11 protein-coding genes are annotated in these 16,023 nt (G+C 71.0%); 3 read left to right on the forward strand and 8 right to left on the reverse strand.

Going from position 1 to position 16,023, the window contains the following annotated elements; all coding sequences use genetic code 11:
* Positions 1-79: 79 nt before the first annotated feature.
* The 3 genes from V6S67_RS14255 to yczE form a co-directional block, all read right to left on the reverse strand.
* Positions 80-2,416: an HAD-IA family hydrolase gene (locus V6S67_RS14255; RefSeq protein WP_334210852.1), complete on the reverse strand. Its 2,337-nt coding sequence runs from the start codon at positions 2,414-2,416 to the stop codon at positions 80-82.
* Positions 2,417-2,553: 137 nt separating this feature from the next.
* The gene (locus tag V6S67_RS14260) at positions 2,554-3,429 is read right to left on the reverse strand and encodes an MBL fold metallo-hydrolase (RefSeq protein ID WP_334210853.1); all 876 of its coding nucleotides are present in this window, start codon (positions 3,427-3,429) and stop codon (positions 2,554-2,556) included.
* A 132-nt stretch (positions 3,430-3,561) separates the two neighbouring features.
* A complete protein-coding gene (gene yczE, locus V6S67_RS14265; RefSeq protein ID WP_334210854.1) occupies positions 3,562-4,155 on the reverse strand; it encodes a membrane protein YczE in 594 nt (197 codons plus the stop codon).
* Positions 4,156-4,216: 61 nt separating this feature from the next.
* Here yczE and yczR point away from each other — a divergent pair, with 61 nt between their 5' ends.
* Entirely contained in the window at positions 4,217-5,626 is a 1,410-nt protein-coding gene (yczR, locus tag V6S67_RS14270; protein ID WP_334210855.1) for a MocR-like transcription factor YczR, read from the forward strand.
* Between the two features lie 26 nt (positions 5,627-5,652).
* Here yczR and uvrA read toward each other — a convergent pair whose 3' ends face one another.
* Both uvrA and V6S67_RS14280 read right to left on the reverse strand, forming a co-directional pair.
* Complete coding sequence (gene uvrA, locus V6S67_RS14275) at positions 5,653-8,190, reverse strand: excinuclease ABC subunit UvrA (RefSeq protein WP_334211608.1); 2,538 nt, start codon at positions 8,188-8,190, stop codon at positions 5,653-5,655.
* A gap of 264 nt (positions 8,191-8,454) precedes the next feature.
* Positions 8,455-9,228, reverse strand: a complete 774-nt coding sequence (locus tag V6S67_RS14280) for a CHRD domain-containing protein (protein ID WP_334210856.1) — start codon at positions 9,226-9,228, stop codon at positions 8,455-8,457.
* A 1,593-nt stretch (positions 9,229-10,821) separates the two neighbouring features.
* On the opposite strand from V6S67_RS14280, the gene V6S67_RS14285 reads away from it, so the two are divergent.
* Positions 10,822-11,094, forward strand: coding sequence for a hypothetical protein (locus V6S67_RS14285; protein WP_334210857.1), 273 nt, complete (start codon positions 10,822-10,824; stop codon positions 11,092-11,094).
* 331 nt (positions 11,095-11,425) lie between these two features.
* Here the strand turns inward: V6S67_RS14285 and V6S67_RS14290 are convergent, their stop codons facing one another.
* From V6S67_RS14290 to pdhA, 3 genes are read right to left on the reverse strand one after another with little or no spacing between them, the layout of a single operon-like run.
* Positions 11,426-13,078, reverse strand: coding sequence for a dihydrolipoamide acetyltransferase family protein (locus V6S67_RS14290; protein WP_334210858.1), 1,653 nt, complete (start codon positions 13,076-13,078; stop codon positions 11,426-11,428).
* On the reverse strand, positions 13,075-14,157 hold the full coding sequence (locus V6S67_RS14295; protein WP_334210859.1) for an alpha-ketoacid dehydrogenase subunit beta: 1,083 nt from the start codon (positions 14,155-14,157) through the stop codon (positions 13,075-13,077). Before V6S67_RS14295 ends, V6S67_RS14290 begins: the two co-directional genes overlap by 4 nt.
* Positions 14,154-15,341, reverse strand: a complete 1,188-nt coding sequence (gene pdhA / locus V6S67_RS14300; RefSeq protein ID WP_442884811.1) for a pyruvate dehydrogenase (acetyl-transferring) E1 component subunit alpha — start codon at positions 15,339-15,341, stop codon at positions 14,154-14,156. Before pdhA ends, V6S67_RS14295 begins: the two co-directional genes overlap by 4 nt.
* 206 nt (positions 15,342-15,547) lie before the next feature.
* On the opposite strand from pdhA, the gene V6S67_RS14305 reads away from it, so the two are divergent.
* Positions 15,548-15,991, forward strand: a complete 444-nt coding sequence (locus V6S67_RS14305) for an Lrp/AsnC family transcriptional regulator (RefSeq protein WP_334210860.1) — start codon at positions 15,548-15,550, stop codon at positions 15,989-15,991.
* Positions 15,992-16,023 lie beyond the last annotated feature (32 nt).

A 16,023-nucleotide genomic window follows, 5' to 3' on the forward strand; every position in this document is an offset into this window, starting at 1 on the left:
CCCTCCCACGCCGCGGGACGCGGGACCGGCCGCTGCAGGAATCAGCCGGCCGGTCCCTTCGCACGTGGGCTACCGGCAATCAGCCGGTGGCACCGGCGCTGACAGCGGGCTCCAGTGCGAGGAGTTCGAGCAGCTCCGACCAGGACTCGACGACCGCGACGACTCCGACGTCCTCGAGCCGGCGTCGTCGTTCCTGGCGCTCCTCGGGTGCGACGAAGCAGACGTTGCCGATGGTGGGACACCCGGCGGCGACCGCCGACGTCGCACCCGTCACCGAGTCCTCGATGGCGAGTGACGCATCGGCGGACACGCCGAGCTGCTCGAGGGCGAACAGGTACACCGCGGGGTCGGGCTTGCTGACGGGCTCCGGCATCGAGTCCTCCGCACTGAACACCCGGTTCGCGGGGAAGAAACGCCCGAGGTCCGTGGCCTCGAAGGAGGCCTGGAGCCGCGAGGTGGCGCTCGAGCTGACCACGGCGAGCTCGAAGTGCCGGTCGAGTTCCTGCAGGGCGTGACTGATCTCCGTGTCGGGCTCGAGGGTGGCGCGCAGGTGCTCGCTCACCACGTGCTTCTCCTCCGAGATCCACTGCTCCAGCTCCTCGTCGCCGAACTGTCGGGCCGGACCGGGCCACTCGCTGTCCGGTTCGGTCAGCTCGGCGGCCACACGCCGGAAGTTCTTCCCGAGCGTCGCCTGGCGCAGTTCCTCCGGCTCGAAGCGGACGGGCACGCCGGCGTCCTCGGCGAGCCGGTTCGTGACGTCCGTGGACGCCTCGAAGGCGACCTCCTCGGAGGGGAACAGGTTGCCGTCCGCGTCGCACAGGATCACGCGGACGGCAGCCGGATCGAGGCGCGACGGGGCGGCCGCACCGGCAGAACCCATGCCCGCTCCGGAGGCGGCCCGGGCATCTGCACCTGCAGACGCATCGGAAGACGCATCGGTCTCGGCGTCGAGGACGGCACGCGCTCCCCGGGCGTCCAGTTGGTCCACGAGCTCCTGCAGTTCCTCCACGATGTCCTTCCGGTCGGCGAGATCGGCGAAGACCGAGGCGTCGCCGATCCACGCGTCGAACCGTCCGCCCTCGGCGAGGGGGCGCATCTCGTCGGCCCGGGCGTCCTGCACGTCGTACTCGGCCCCCTGCTCGTCGACGCCGCGCAGGTAGCGGAACCAGCCTGCGATGGTCAGCAGCAGCATCCGGTGGGCGCTGTCCTGATCGAGCGCCGCGAGCAGGGACGGCAGCACGTAGTCGGAGACCTTCGTGGAGCTGCGACGCGTGAGCCGCTCCAGCTGGTCCTCCATGGAGGCGTTCGACAGCCTCCCGAGCAGGGAGTCGCGGTACTCCCCGAGGTCGATCCCCGGGATCGCCGGCAGGAGCGGGATGACCTCGTCCAGGAACGCGGTCAGGAAGCCGCGGACGACGTCGTCGGCCATGGCCTCCGCGGTGGTGCGGTACCCCAGGAGGAGGCCGTAGTACCCGAGAGCGCAGTGGCCGGCGTTCAGCAGGCGGGTCTTCATGAGTTCGAAGGGCTCGACGTCGTCGACGAAGTGCACGCCGACCTCGTCGAGGGGAGGCCGTCCGTTGCAGAAGGAGTCCTCGATGATCCACTGTGCGAAGGGTTCGGTGAGCACGGGCCAGGCGTCGTCGAGGCCGAACCGGTCCACGACGGCGTCCCGCTCCCCGGGGGACGTGGTCGGGGTGATGCGGTCCACCATGCTCGAGGGGAACGCACCCTCGCGGTCGATCCAGTCGGCCAGGTCGGCGTCCCGTAGGCGGGCCAGGGAGACGACGGCGGTGCGCGCCACCTCGCCACCGCGCTGCATGTTGTCGCACGGCAGGACGGTGAACGGCGGGAGCCCCTGCTCGCGGCGGCGACGCAGGGCCTCGACGATGTAGCCGAACACGGTGGCGGGCCGCTCGGGGTGCGCGAGGTCCTCCGCGATGTCCTCGTCGTCAGCCTGGAACTCCCCGGTCACGGGATCCACGTGGTAGCTGGAACCGGTAACTGTCAGGGTCACGAGCCGGGTGCGCTCGCTCGCGAGCGTGGCGAGGACGGCCTCGGGGTCCTCGGGCGCGTACAGGTAGTCGACCATGGAGCCGATGACGCGCGCGGAGTCCTCCTCCGCGCCCCGCTCGATGACGGTGTAGAGGTGGTCCTGCCGCTCGAGCATGTCCTTCATCTCCCGGCGGTGCAGGCCGACTCCGATCACGCCCCAGTCCATGGCGAGTCCCCTACCGGCCAGCTCGTCGAAATAGACACCCTGGTGGGCACGGTGGAATCCGCCGACCCCGAAGTGGACGACACCGTGGCGCAGGTCCGCGGGGTTGTACGCGGGGAGCTGCACCGGCAGGTCGGCGGTGTGGTGCTCGGGGTTCTCGAGGACTCGGGGCAGGGGTGTGGGCACAGGGCGGTCCGACATAGCGGCTCCTTCTGGAAGTACTCCGAAGGGCCGCTGCTAACCCGTCCGTCTGTCATTCCAGCGTAGGGACGCCGGCGACACCGCTACAACCGCCCCCGGCGCGATCAAGATCACACGCAGGGCCCCGGCCACGCGTGCTAGTGCTTGCGGGTCAGCCAGCTCCAGTGGGCGAGCGTGCGCAGGCGGATCAGGAGCGCCCGTGACTGCTCCGGGCCATACGGCAGGATCGGGATGGCCTTGGTCATGTCCACCGAGGCTTCGTCCATCGCCGTCCTCGTCACACGGATGGCGCTGCGCATCTTGTTCATCTGCGTGATGACCTCCTGCACGGCGACCGGCTCCCCGTGACCGGGGACGAAGACGTCGTAGAGGTCCTCGAGCGCTACCATTTTGCCGAGCGTCCGCACCCAGTCGACGGGGAAGGAGTCCTCGAAGACAGGGTCCGAGCCCTCCTCCACGAGATCGCCCGTGAAAAGGACGTTCCCGGCGCCGATCAGCAGGTCGTGGTCCGTGTGCCCCCGTCCGAGGTGGAACAGCGTCACCGAGACACCGCCGAGATCGAGGTCCACGGGCTTGCCCTCCACCAGGCGGTTGGCCGGCAGGATGGCGGCGTGTAGGCCCTCGCCCGCTCCCATGGCCGGCTCGACGGCGGCGACCAGCGCCCGCTGCTCCTCGCCGTTCTCGGCCTGGACGGCACTGCATCGCGACGTCGCCCAGAACTCCTCGACGCCCTGCGCGGCGAAGTAGCTGTTCCCGAAGAAGTGGTCGGCATGGGCGTGCGTGTTGACGACGATCAGCGGCAGCGCCGTGACGTCGCGGACGTGGGAGTACACCTCGGCGGCGCTGACCGGTCCGGCGCCGGTGTCCACGACGAGCGCCTTCTCCGTGCCGACCACGAGACCGACGTTCATCCGGAACCCGGTCCGGAGCACGTAGATGCCCGGTCCGAGCTCGCGCCAGGGGCTGCGGGTCTCGGCGCTGGGGACGTCGGCGCTGGGGACGTCGGTGCTCATGGGTTCCTCTCGCTGGCGGCAGGGGTTCCAGTCTAGGTGGGCATCCCCCGCCACCGATCACCCGGCATCCCGGCGCGTACCAGCGCGTTTCTGCGCGGGCACCGGTCAGGCGACGACGGCGTCCGGCGTCGGTCAGGGACGCTCCGGGACGCGGAAGATCGGCAGCGCGATGTTGATCAGCGGGCCGATGAGCAGCGCGAAGGCCACGGTGCCCAGACCGACCGACCCGCCGAGCAGCCAGCCGAGTACCAGCACCGTCCCCTCGATCGCCGTCCGGACGAGCCAGATGGGCAGGCCGAACCGGGCATGGAGGCCTGTCATGAGACCGTCACGCGGACCCGGACCCAGCCTGGCCCCGATGTAGAGCCCGCTCGCGACCGCCAGCAGCACCAGTCCACCCGTGAACAGGAGGATCCGGGCCCAGAGCGGCGCCGGTTCATCCAGGAGCGCCAGCCCCACCTCGGCGCTCGGCCCCACCAGCAGGACGTTGAGGACGGTCCCGATCCCGGGACGCTGCCTCAGCGGTATCCAGAGCAGCAGCACGATCAGCCCGATGATGTTGGTCATGAACCCGAAGGGGATGCCGGTCTGCAGCGATCCGCCCTGGCCCAGGACGTCCCATGGCGACACTCCGAGCGTGGCACGGATCATCATGGCGAGCGAGAGGCCGTAGAGGAACACGCCGATGAGGAGCTGCAGGCCACGCCGGGCACCGAGGAAGGTCATGGATCCAGTAGATCGGCTGATTGGACTTACTTCAAGAGGCCAATTGTGTCATCGTGGCCTCATGATCGTTCTCCCGACCCGCAGGCTCGCCCTGGAGCTCGGCACCTGGCGTACGTCCGGACCCGCCTATGTCGCCCTCGCAGACCGCATCAGGCTGCTCGCCCTCGACGGGCGGATCCCGCTGGGTACACGCCTCCCGGCCGAGCGGGAGCTCGCTGCGCACCTGGGGGTCAGCAGGACACTGGTGGCCGCCGCGTATGCACGCCTGCGGTCGGCGGGCTACCTGGAGAGCACACGGGGCTCGGGCAGCGTGGTCGCCATGCCGGGGCGGGGCGCGCCGGACCTCGACGGCGGCGACGGCGTGGTCCTCGACTTCAGCAAGGCGGCGCTCCCGGCAGCACCGCAGGTGGGCGAGGCGGCAGCCAGGGCTGCGCGGGACCTCCCCGCCTACCTGAACGGCAACGGCTACGACCCGCTCGGGCTCCCCCGGCTGCGCCAGGCCCTCGCCGACAGGTACTCGGCGCGCGGCGTCCCCACGTCTCCCGGTCAGATCATGGTGACCCTCGGTGCACAGCACGCCATCTCGCTCCTTGCGCGCTTGCTCCTGACCCCGGCCGGCACCGCGCTCGTCGAGGCGCCCAGCTATCCGCACGCCTACGAGGCACTCCGCTCGGCAGGTCGTCGCCTCGTCCCGGTGTCCGTCGATGCCGCGCGCGGCTGGGACGACGACGGCCTCGAGCAGGCGTTCCGGCAGGGGCGCCCGACCGTCGCCTACGTGATGCCGGACTTCCACAATCCGACCGGCGCCGTCATGCCCGCCGACCAGCGCGCGCGGCTGATGGCGGCCGCCCGGCGACAGGACACCGTCGTCGTCGCCGACGAGACGATGGCCGAGTTGCGGATCGACGGCGACGCCCTGCCGCCCCTCGCCGCCTTCGGCCCCGCCGTGCTGATCGGCTCGATGGGCAAGACCGTGTGGGGCGGACTGCGGATCGGCTGGATCAGGGCGGACGAGGGCCTGATCCGCAGGCTCGTGCAGTCCCGGTACGCGCAGGACCTCGGCACACCCGTCCTCGAGCAGCTCATCGCCCTCGACCTGCTCGGCAGCTACGACCAGCTGCTGCGGTTCCGCGCACGGCAGCTCGCCGAGGGGCGCGACCGGCTCGAGGAACTCCTCCGTGACGTGCTGCCGGGATGGGAGGTCCCGCACGTCGGGGGCGGCCTCTCCACATGGGTGAACCTCGGCGCGCCGGTCAGCTCACAGCTGGCGCTCGCCGCCCGCGACCGCGGGCTGCTGCTGGGTGCCGGACCGCGCTTCGGGATCGACGGCGTCTTCGAGCGGTTCCTGCGTGTCCCGTTCAGCTACCCGACCGAGGACACACGCCTGGCCGTCGGGATCCTCGCGACCGCGTGGCGGTCGCTCGATGATCGGGCTCCGACCCGCACCGATTTCGCGCCGGCACTCGTGTAACCGGCCCTACCTGGCCGGCCGCCCGGTCAGGCCGCTGGTCGGCCGCCGTCGGGACCGGCTCCGAGATACGCCGCCAGGTAGCGGGCCGTGACGCTGGTCCCGGCGTCGAGCGCTGCCACGTCCCGGGGCGTGCCGGTCGCGACGATGTTGCCACCCGCCGACCCACCGCCGGGGCCGAGGTCGATCACCCAGTCGGCCGCAGCGACGACCGCCATGGTGTGCTCGACGACGACCACCGTGTTGCCGGCCTCCACGAGCTTCCGCAGCTGCCCGAGGAGCAGGACGACGTCCGCGGGATGCAGGCCCGTGGTCGGTTCGTCCAGCAGGTACAGGGTGTGTCCGCGCCGTGCACGCTGCAGTTCGGTTGCGAGTTTGATGCGCTGGGCCTCGCCACCCGACAGCTCGGTGGCCGGCTGCCCGAGGCGCAGGTACCCCAGCCCCACATCCCTGAGGGTGGCGAGCGAACGTGCCACGCCGGGGAGGTCCTCGAAGAACGGGGCGGCGTCGTCGACCGTCATCGCGAGGACGTCCGCGATGGTACGCCCCCGCAGCGACACGGTCAGCGTCTCCTCGTTGTACCGGGCGCCGTGGCACACCGGGCAGGGACCGTAGCTCCCGGGGAGGAACAGGAGTTCCACCGCCACGAAGCCCTCGCCCTGGCAGGTCTCGCACCGGCCGCCCTGCACATTGAAGGAGAAGCGGCCCGCACCGAAACCCTTCGACCGCGCCTCGGGCGTTGCCGCGAAGGCCTTCCGTACCGCGTCGAACAGTCCCGTGTAGGTGGCGAGGTTCGAGCGTGGCGTCCGCCCGATCGGCTTCTGGTCCACGCTGACCAGGCGGTCGATGTCCTCGACGCCGTGAAGTCGCCCCACGACGGTGGTCGCCGCGTCGTCGTCGTCGGCCGTCCCGCCGTCGCTCGGCGTCTCGTCCCGCACCCGGGCGCCGACCGTCTCCGCGAGCACCTTGCCGACCAGCGTGGATTTGCCCGAGCCCGAGACGCCGGTCACGGCGGTCAGGACCCCCACCGGGACGTCGGCGTCGAGCCCCCGCAGGTTGTGGCGGTGGATCCCTTCGAGGCGCAGCCAGCCGGCCGGCTCACGCGGTTCCCGCGATGCGGCACCGTCGGACGCGGTCCGGGCGAGGAAGGGGGCCGTCGCTGACCCGGACACACCGGCGAGCCCGTCGGCGGGTCCGCTGTAGACGATGGTGCCGCCACCCTCCCCCGCCGCAGGACCGACGTCGACGATCCAGTCCGAGCGCCGTACGACGTCCATGTTGTGCTCCACCACGAACACGGAGTTCCCGGCGTCCTTGAGGGCTTCGAGGACGGCCAGGAGCGGCTCGACGTCGGCCGGGTGCAGGCCCGCGGACGGTTCGTCGAGCACGTAGACCACGCCGAAGAGGCCGGACCGCAGTTGCGTGGCGATCCGCAGGCGCTGCATCTCGCCCGGTGAGAGGGTGGGTGTCGCCCGGCCGAGGCTTAGGTACCCGAGCCCGAGGTCCACCAGGACACCGAGCCGCTGGACGAGGTCCCTGCTGATTGTGACCGACACCTCCGTGCCCTCACCCGAGGTGGAGGAGCGGTACGCGGCGGTGGGGTGCTCGAGCGTCGCAGCAGGTTCCAGGTGTGCGGCCAGGTCCTCCAGCGGCAGGGCGTTGGCCTCGGAGATCGGGAGCCCGCCGAACGTCACGGCGAGCGCTTCGGGCCGCAGTCCGCTGCCGCCGCACAGGCCGCAGGGGCCGGACTCCATGAACGGCAGCACGCGGTCACGCATCTGCTGGCTCTGGGAGTCGTGCAGGGTGTGCATGACATAGCTCTTCGCGCTCCAGAACCGTCCCTTGTAGGGTTTGGCCACGCGGTCGCGCTGCGGGGTGACCTGCACCACCGGCTGCTCCTCGGTGAAAAGGAGCCAGGTGCGTGCCTCCTCCGGGAGTTCGCGCCATGGGACGTCGATGTCGTAGCCGAGTTCGCTCACGACGTCGCGCAGGTTCTTTCCCTGCCAGGCGCCGGGCCAGGCGGCGATGGCGCCCTCGCGGATGGTCAGGGACGGGTCCGGGACGAGCGTCTTCTCCGTGACGTCACGCGCCACCCCGAGGCCATGGCAGCGCGGGCAGGCACCGGCAGCGGTGTTGGGCGAGAAGGCGTCGGATTCCAGCCTGTCCGGGGCGCTCGCGGGATAGGTCCCTGCGCGGGAATACAGCATCCGGAGCGAGTTGGAGAGCGTGGTCAGGGTGCCGACGGTGGAGCGCACACTCGGCGTCCCGCGGCGCTGCTGCAGGGCGACGGCGGGCGGGAGTCCGGTGATGGAGGCGACGTGCGGCATGTTCCCCTGCTGGAGGAGCCTGCGCGCATAGGGTGCGACCGATTCGAGGTACCGGCGCTGGGCCTCCGCATAGATGGTGCCGAAGGCCAGCGAGGACTTCCCGGAGCCGGACACACCCGTGAAGGCCACGACGGCGTCCCGGGGGCAGTCGACGTCGACGCCGCGCAGGTTGTTCTCGCTGGCACCTTGGACCCGGACGAATCTGTCGCGGGTACTCGTGTCCGAGGGGAGGCTGTTCATCGATTCGATCACCAACCCCACCCTACGGTCGACGGGGAGCAGGGAACGCACGGGCGGGAGGGAACCGGCGGGAGCAAGCAGACGCGAGCACGCAGGCGGGAGGAGGCGGTGGATCCGTCGGACGGGGAGGCACCGCGGCGGCCCCGGACGACAAGACAGCGGCCGTGGTGCGCACAGGGAGTGCGCACCACGGCCGCTGGCGTATCGGACCGCCCTACCCGATCCCGGAGGTAGCAGGGCGGGCCGGGCGTGCGGCAGCCGGTGTCAGGCCTTCGCTTGGCTCCGGCGCACCGCGTACGTGCCACCGGCCGCAGCCGCGAGCACCAGCCCCCCACCGAGGGCGATCATCCCGGCCTGGCTGGAGGAGGACTCCACCGTGGCGCCCGTGTCCGCCCCACCGGACGGCATCGCGCCCATCTGGGTCTTCACGAGGGTGCCGCACAGCGCGGTCGACGTAGCGCCCAGGGGCAGTGACGGGTCGAGATCGCTGGGCGCATTGAACGCCTCGGGCGTCGACGGCGTCGTGGCGGGGTCGAGGCCGTGCACGTTGAACACGGCCCTGCCCGCTTCCAGTTCCGCCAGGGTGGCGGCGTCGACGGTGAAGGTGCGCTGGATGGCGTAGTTCCCACCCTGCCCACCCAGCTGGAGGTTCAGGGCCTCCGCAGGGCTCGTGGGGCCCGACGTCGTGACCGTCGCCAGGATGCCACCGTAGACGGGGGCACTCTCGGTGACGCTGACGATGCCATCGCCGTTGGCGTCGTTCGCGGGCGTGGGACAGGTACCGGTGGCTCCGCCGTGGATGTGCTGCACGTGCGGGTACGGGGCACCCTGGAACGTCTCGGCGAGGCCGGACACCTGGAGGTTGATCGTGGCCTGGTCGCCCACGACGTCGAGGGTGACGGTGCCGGTGCCGGTGGTGCCGTTGAGCTGACCGAGGGTCGACGAGTAGCTGCCATCGGCGGCCACCGCCGGGGACCCTGCCAGAGCGACGGCGCTGATGGCGAGGGCGGGTACTGCGAGGAGGCGCATCTTGTTCATGGGATTTGTATCCTTCACTGTGCGATCACTGCGTGGTGAGAACGGGCCCGGAGTCGAACCCGCGGGTGTTGCTCGAGCGCTTCGTCGCGTGCGTGCACTTCCCAGCAAGCGGATCCTGTCCGGATCCCGCCGCGGCGCAGCTTCCTCGTTCCCCATCCTCCACCTGCGGTCGCTGATCGTGACAGCGGTTGCCGTTCAGGTGGGTGGTCTTTACAATCCCTGGACTCTCACCCGGAGCGTCGGTCATGGACCTGCCGCCGACGTCTTCCCATGCGCCGGCTGCTTGACGGACGGAAAGACTCCCACGTTCGTGCACGAGGCTCGTCGGTGTATCCGGCAGAGTCCCGCGAACGGGTCGGGGACATCTTTCAGGGTGCTTCCACTATGCACCTCCGCGGTTCAGGTCCACCCGGTGCTTCCCATCAAGATTTCCGTGGCAGAGCCGCACGGGTGTCACCGGTCGGTAAGGGTCCGGTCGGGCAGGTAGGGCTGGTAGGGGGCGAGGGTCCCGTCGACGACGGGCTCGAGGAGGTCGAACGTCGCCCGCGTCGGTGGCGGCCGTCAGCAGGAGGGGCTCGACCGTGTCGAGCGGTACGCTGCCGTGCGCAGGAACGTCCCGGTCCCGCAACCGGTTCCCGGCGACCGCACGGGCTGCGTCCGGCCACCACCCGGACGATACTGGAGAGGCGCGGAGCACTCGCGGGGGGACGTCTTCCCGGGTCGCCGGCTGCTTGACGGCCCGAGAAGATGCCCGGCAGGCACACCGCAAGGCGTGTCCATCCGACAGGATCGCCGCATCACGTGGATGAGCCCGATCTGATGCCTCCAGTATGGGCACATCCGGGCCGTCCGGGACCCATGATCTTCACCACGTGTGCACGCCGGAAGCGGAGGAGCCCCGTGGCGGAGCCCGGAGTCTGAAGCCCCTGGCGAACCTGCAGCTCGTCAGGACTCATCGCTGGAGTCGATGCTGCCGGTACGGCACGGCTCCGACGGACCATGAGTGCTGTGATCTTCCTGCTCATCGGACGACCACCCCTGTCCCGGACCCGATGGACCGATGTGCCCGTGCTACTCAGACCGGGGGCCACCGGACTCCTGACGGTCGGCTTCCTCTCCGCACTCGAACACGTCCCACCCGGCACGGCCGTCGCCATCGAGTTCCTCGGCCCGCTCACCGTCGCAGCCCTCATCCGGGACGCTCGTGGCGCTGGAACCCGCCTTGGGTCTCCTGCTGGGGCTGGTCGTCCTCGCCATCGCCGCTCCATGTCCTCGGGATCCTGCTCGTGGTCCTGGCCGGCGCGGCTGCGCAACGTCGCGGCCACCGGCCTGCCCCCGTCGGGACCACCGCCCGGAGCTGACGTGAGGGTCGCCACGGCAGGTGCGTGGGATGGGGATGACGGTCCGGCCGACGACGCCGGCCACCGGACCATGGGCCGACGGGATCATAGTCCGACCTGAGCATGGGCCGGCCGGCCCCGGCCACCGGAGCATGGGCCGACCGGATCATAGGCCGACGGGCACGCCGGCGGAAGCCGAACACCGCCCGGAACCCCGGTGGACCCCCGCGCGGTGCCTTCCTAGGGTGGGAGGATGGCTGACATCAACGAAGAGTTCCCCACCCTGGACGATCTCAATCCCGACAACGACGCCCTGCCCCGCCCTTCCCACCAGACACACGGGAAGTCCGACGACCATGTCGACGACGATGCCCTCGCCCTCGCCACCGAACGGGAGGAGGTGGCCGTGGGCCTCAAGGACTACGTGGCCGAGGACGTGCCGCCCGCGACGGATCCCCTGCCCGAGGAGTCGTCTCCGGCTGCGGACCTCGCCCAGCGGGGACTGCTGCGCGACCCCGACGAGTAGCCGTCGGTCCCCGACGGACGTGCCGATAGCGGGCCGCCGATAACCGCCCCAGGCGGACACGACAGAGGCGGACCCGGCGGTAGCCGTCGGTCTCCAGGCGGACGTGCCGGTAGCGGGCCGCCGATAGCCGCCCCAGGCGGACACGACAGAGGCGGACCCGGCGGTAGCCGTCGGTCTCCAGGCGGACGTGCCGGTAGCGGGCCGCCGATAGCCGCCCCAGGCGGACACGACAGAGGCGGACCCGGCGGTAGCCGCCCCCGGCGGACGTGCCGGTAGCGGGGCCCGGCGGTAGCCGCCCCGGTGCATGCGACAGAGACGGACGCCGGTCCGTCTAAAGGTCCGCGAGCATCCCTCCGGGATTCTCCATCGCATCCGCGACGAAGCGCAGGAAGCCCCCGGCCGTGCCGCCGTCGCACACACGGTGGTCGAAGGCGAGCGTCAGCTCGGTCACCTTCCGCACCGCGAGCTGACCGTCGACCACCCACGGACGGTCGATGATCCGGCCCATTCCGAGGATCGCCGACTCCGGGTAGTTGATGATCGCCGCACTGCCGTCCACGCCGAAGACCCCGTAGTTGTTCAGGGTGAAGGTGCCCGAGGACAGGTCCGACGGCGTCGCCCTGCCACTGCGGGCGAGGTCGGCCAGTCGGCGGATCTCTGCGTCGAGCTCGCGCGCCGAGAGCGTGTCCGCCCGGCGCACACTCGGGACCACGAGCCCCCGGTCGGTCTGCGCGGCGATGCCGAGGTTGACGCCCTCGACACGCACGATCTCCAGGCTGCCGTCGTCCCGCGTGGCGATCCTGGTGTTCAGTTCCGGGTAGCGGGCGAGACCGGCGACGACGAAGCGTGCCACGAAGGCCAGCAGGCCGGGCACGGCGTCGGGCGTCCTCCGCTTCATCCCCTCCCGCAGCTCGACGAGGGCCGTCACGTCCACGTCGACCCACACGGTCGCTTCCGGGATCTCGCGCCGGCTGCGGGACATCGCCTCGGCGATGGTCCGGCGGACCCCGCGGAGCGGCGTGCGGTCGACGACCGCGAGCCCTGATCGGGGGTCGACAGGGGCACCCGACCGGCTGTCCGTCCGGGTGCCGCTGTCTTCGGGGCTCCCGTCCGACGGCGACTGCCCGACGGCGGGCGCCGCACCCGGTCCCGCGATGGCCTGCTCGACGTCGCGGCGCAGGATCAGCCCCTGCTCCCCCGATCCGCGGATGGCGTCGAGGCGCAGGCCGTGGTCGCGGGCGAGTTTGCGGACGAGCGGCGACACGCACAGAGGCGCAGCGGTCGGAGTGGCAGCCGATGCCGCGGCCCGTCCGGCTCCAGCCGCGTCGATGGACTGGGACCGACCGGCTACCCCGGGCGCGGGAGGAGCTGCAGCTGCAGATACAGGGGCAGCGGCAGGTGCGAGGGCAGATGCAGGGGCGTGCGCCGGTGTCCCTCCGGAGCGGGATGGAGCGACCCGCCGGGGGCGGCGCCGCCCGCCCGAGAGCCCGCCGGGCGTCCCGTAACCGATCAGGACGTTGCCGGAACCCTCGGCCTCGGCCGGTCCCTCGCCGCCGCCCTGCGTCGCCGCCGTCGGGACGCCGGCATCCCCGCGGAGTGCCGCTGCCGCCGCAGCGACAGCCGGCGCGTCAGCGGCGGACACCGGATTCCCGTGCGCCGTCGAGGCGGAAGCTGCGCCGTCCCCGGGGCCGGGCACAGGGCCTCCGGGTAGGGCCTCGACGCCCTCCGGTCGGACGGACAGGAACGGTGCACCGACGTCGAGCACCTCCCCCGGCCGGCCGTGGAGGACGGCGACGGTGCCGGCGAAGGGTGAGGGCACCTCGACCACGGACTTGGCGGTCTCCACCTCCGCGACGGGCTGATCGACGACGATGGTGTCGCCCTCGGCCACGAGCCAGGAGACGAGCTCCGCCTCGGTGAGGCCCTCGCCGAGATCGGGCAGGGCGAACACCAGGAGCCCCGACGAGATGGTCGGCGCGCTCACGGCCGGTCCTCCCACTGGAGGGCGTCCACGGCGTCGAGGATGCGGTCGACACTCGGCAGGTAGAAGTGCTCCAGCTTCGGCGACGGGTAGGGGATGTCGAAGCCGGTGACGCGGAGCACCGGTGCGGCGAGCGAGTGGAAGCAGCGTTCCTGCACGCGGGCCACGATCTCGGACGCCACCGACGCGAAACCGGGGGCCTCGGCCACGACGACGGCGCGCCCGGTCCTGCGGACACTCGCGCACACTGTCTCGTCGTCGAACGGGACGATGGAGCGCAGATCGATGACCTCGATCGAACGGCCCTCCTCGGCGGCCGCCGCAGCTGCGGCGAGCGCCGTGGGGACGGACGGCCCGTAGCTGATGAGGGTCGCGTCGGTGCCCGGGCGTGCGACGACCGCGCGTCCGATCCGCCGCGGCGCCTGGCCGTCGTCGAAGGTGCGGCGGAGCTCGGCGAGATCCACCTCCTCCTTGGACCAGTACAGCTTCTTGGGCTCGAGGAACACCACGGGGTCGGGAGAGGCGATGGCCTCGCGCAGCATGAAGTAGGCGTCGCGGACCGTGGCCGGGGCGAGCACCGTCAGGCCGGGCGTGTGGGCGTAGTAGGCCTCGGAGGAGTCGCAGTGGTGCTCCACCCCGCCGATCCCGCCGGCGTAGGGGATGCGGATGACGATCGGCAGGCGCACCTTGCCCTTCGTCCGGTTCGGCATCTTCGCGACGTGGCTGACCACCTGCTCGAAGGCCGGGTAGGCGAACGCGTCGAACTGCATCTCGACCACGGGCTTCATGCCGTTCATCGCCATGCCTACGGCCATGCCCATGATGCCGGCCTCGGCGAGCGGCGTGTCGAAGCAGCGTTCCTCGCCGAAGCGGGCGGTCAGGCCGTCGGTGATGCGGAAGACGCCGCCCAGCGTGCCGACGTCCTCGCCGAACATCAGGACGGCGGCGTCGGCCTGCATCGCATCGGCGAGCGCGGCGTTGAGGGCCTTCGCGAACGTCGTGGCCCTGGGCGCGGTGCCCGCACCTGTCCCGGGGCTGCCGGCGGTGCCCGGCGCAGGAGCGCCCAGTGTTGTCTGCGTCATCGCTGGTCCCCTCCCGTCGAACCGTCGGTGCCGGCCGCTTCCGCGTCCGCATCCCGTGCCAGTTCCTCGCGCAACAGCGCAGCCTGCTCGCGCAGCTGCGACGTCTTCTCCGTATAGACGTATTCGAAGAGTTCTGCCGGATTCACGTCGACCTCCGTGTTGAGTCCGCTGCGGATCGCTGCCGCGACGGCGTCCGCCTCATCGGCGAGCACCCGCTCGCCCTCCTCCGTCAGCAGGCCCAGTGCCCGCAGGTAGGAGCGCATCCGCACGATCGGGTCCCTCGGCACCCAGCGCTCGACGTCCTCGGCGGAACGGTAGCGGGTGGCGTCGTCGGCGTTGGTGTGCGCCTGCATGCGGTAGGTGTGTGCCTCGACCAGCGAGGGCCCGCCGCCGTCGCGCGCCCTGTCCACTGCGGCTCCGAGCACGGCGAGGAGTGCCGCGAGGTCGTTGCCGTCCACACGCTCGCCGGGCATGCCGTAGCCGATGGCCTTGTGCGCCAGGGAGGGGGCCACGCTCTGGTTCTTCAGCGGCACCGAGATCGCGAACTCGTTGTTCTGGATGAAGAAGACCACGGGGACGTGGAAGACGGCGGCGAAGTTCAGTGCCTCGTGGAAATCGCCCTCGCTCGTCGCACCGTCACCGCACATGGCGAGGACCACGGTGGACTCGCCGCGCAGCTTCGCGGCATGGGCCACGCCGACCGCGTGCAGCAGCTGCGTAGCGAGCGGAGTGGCCTGGGTGGCGACACGGTGCTCGTACGGGTCGTAGCCCGCGTGCCAGTCCCCGCGCAGCAGCGTGAGCACCTCGAGGGGATCGACGCCGCGCGTGATGACGGCGACCGTGTCACGGTAGGTGGGGAACAGCCAGTCCTCCCCGCCCAGTACGACGGCGGCCGCGACCTGGCACGCCTCCTGACCGTGCGACGACGGGTAGACCGCGAGTCGTCCCTGCCGGACGAGGGCATTGGCCTGGTCGTTGATGCGGCGCCCTGCGACCAGGCGACCGTAGGCACCGAGGATCCGCTTGCCGTCCGGCATCGGATAGCGCCCGTCGCCGGTCGGCTGCCCGTCCTGGTCGACCAGCTGCACGGGCTCCGCCGAGGGAAGCAGGGTGTGCGCCGACGGTGTTCCGCCGGGCGCTCCGCCCATCAGGCTTCCACGTCCCTTGTTCGTTGCCGTACTCATTCCGCCTCCATCACGCGCCGCACGAGCGGTGCCTCGTCCAGCTGGGAGCGGTAGCTCCGGCGCTGGATGCTGTGTAGATCAAGTATGGTCAGCGCGCTTGTTTTGTATCCACGAAGTTGCAGGACTCTGGATGATGACGATCGATAGGCGGTATTCTTTGGACGAATTGGCAGTGTGAGCTGGATTACGCGAAGGAGCGTGGACACGTGGCGGACGGCACACTCGACGACGTCGACCGGAAGATCCTCGCCGAGCTGACGAGAGATGGCCGGCAGTCCGTCACCTCGGTGGCAGAACGGGTGCACATCTCCCGCGCGCACGCGTACTCGCGCATCGCGAGGCTCACCGAGGACGGGGTCCTGACGCGCTTCACCGCGATCATCGATCCGACGAAGGCCGGCCTGCGGTCCTCCGCCTATGTGACCCTGAAGGTGCGGCAGCACTCGTGGCGGGAACTCAGGGAGAAGCTCCGGAACGTCCCGGAGATCCACCACATCGCGCTCGTTGGCGGTGACTTCGACGTGATCCTCCTGGTGCGGGCCGAGGACAACGTGGGACTGCGGCGCGTGATCTTCGACCAGCTCCAGTCGATGCCGGGAGTGCTGGACACCCAGACCTTCCTCGTCTTCGAGGACCTCGACACACGCTGAAGCGCCCCCGGCCGGGAGCACTGCGTCCTTCG

Origin of the sequence: Arthrobacter sp. Soc17.1.1.1 (assembly GCF_036867195.1) — a bacterium.
Lineage (GTDB): Bacteria > Actinomycetota > Actinomycetes > Actinomycetales > Micrococcaceae > Arthrobacter_D.

What these genes read in the sequence shown, in the direction of transcription:
- V6S67_RS14295 (WP_334210859.1), bottom strand. Translation starts at nt 14,157, where the DNA reads ATGACGCAGACAACACTGGGCGCTCCTGCGCCGGGCACCGCCGGCAGC.
- V6S67_RS14285 (WP_334210857.1), top strand. Translation starts at nt 10,822, where the DNA reads ATGGCTGACATCAACGAAGAGTTCCCCACCCTGGACGATCTCAATCCC.
- V6S67_RS14255 (WP_334210852.1), bottom strand. Translation starts at nt 2,416, where the DNA reads ATGTCGGACCGCCCTGTGCCCACACCCCTGCCCCGAGTCCTCGAGAAC.
- V6S67_RS14260 (WP_334210853.1), bottom strand. Translation starts at nt 3,429, where the DNA reads ATGAGCACCGACGTCCCCAGCGCCGACGTCCCCAGCGCCGAGACCCGC.
- yczE (WP_334210854.1), bottom strand. Translation starts at nt 4,155, where the DNA reads ATGACCTTCCTCGGTGCCCGGCGTGGCCTGCAGCTCCTCATCGGCGTG.
- V6S67_RS14280 (WP_334210856.1), bottom strand. Translation starts at nt 9,228, where the DNA reads ATGAACAAGATGCGCCTCCTCGCAGTACCCGCCCTCGCCATCAGCGCC.
- pdhA (WP_442884811.1), bottom strand. Translation starts at nt 15,341, where the DNA reads ATGAGTACGGCAACGAACAAGGGACGTGGAAGCCTGATGGGCGGAGCG.
- uvrA (WP_334211608.1), bottom strand. Translation starts at nt 8,190, where the DNA reads ATGAACAGCCTCCCCTCGGACACGAGTACCCGCGACAGATTCGTCCGG.
- yczR (WP_334210855.1), top strand. Translation starts at nt 4,217, where the DNA reads ATGATCGTTCTCCCGACCCGCAGGCTCGCCCTGGAGCTCGGCACCTGG.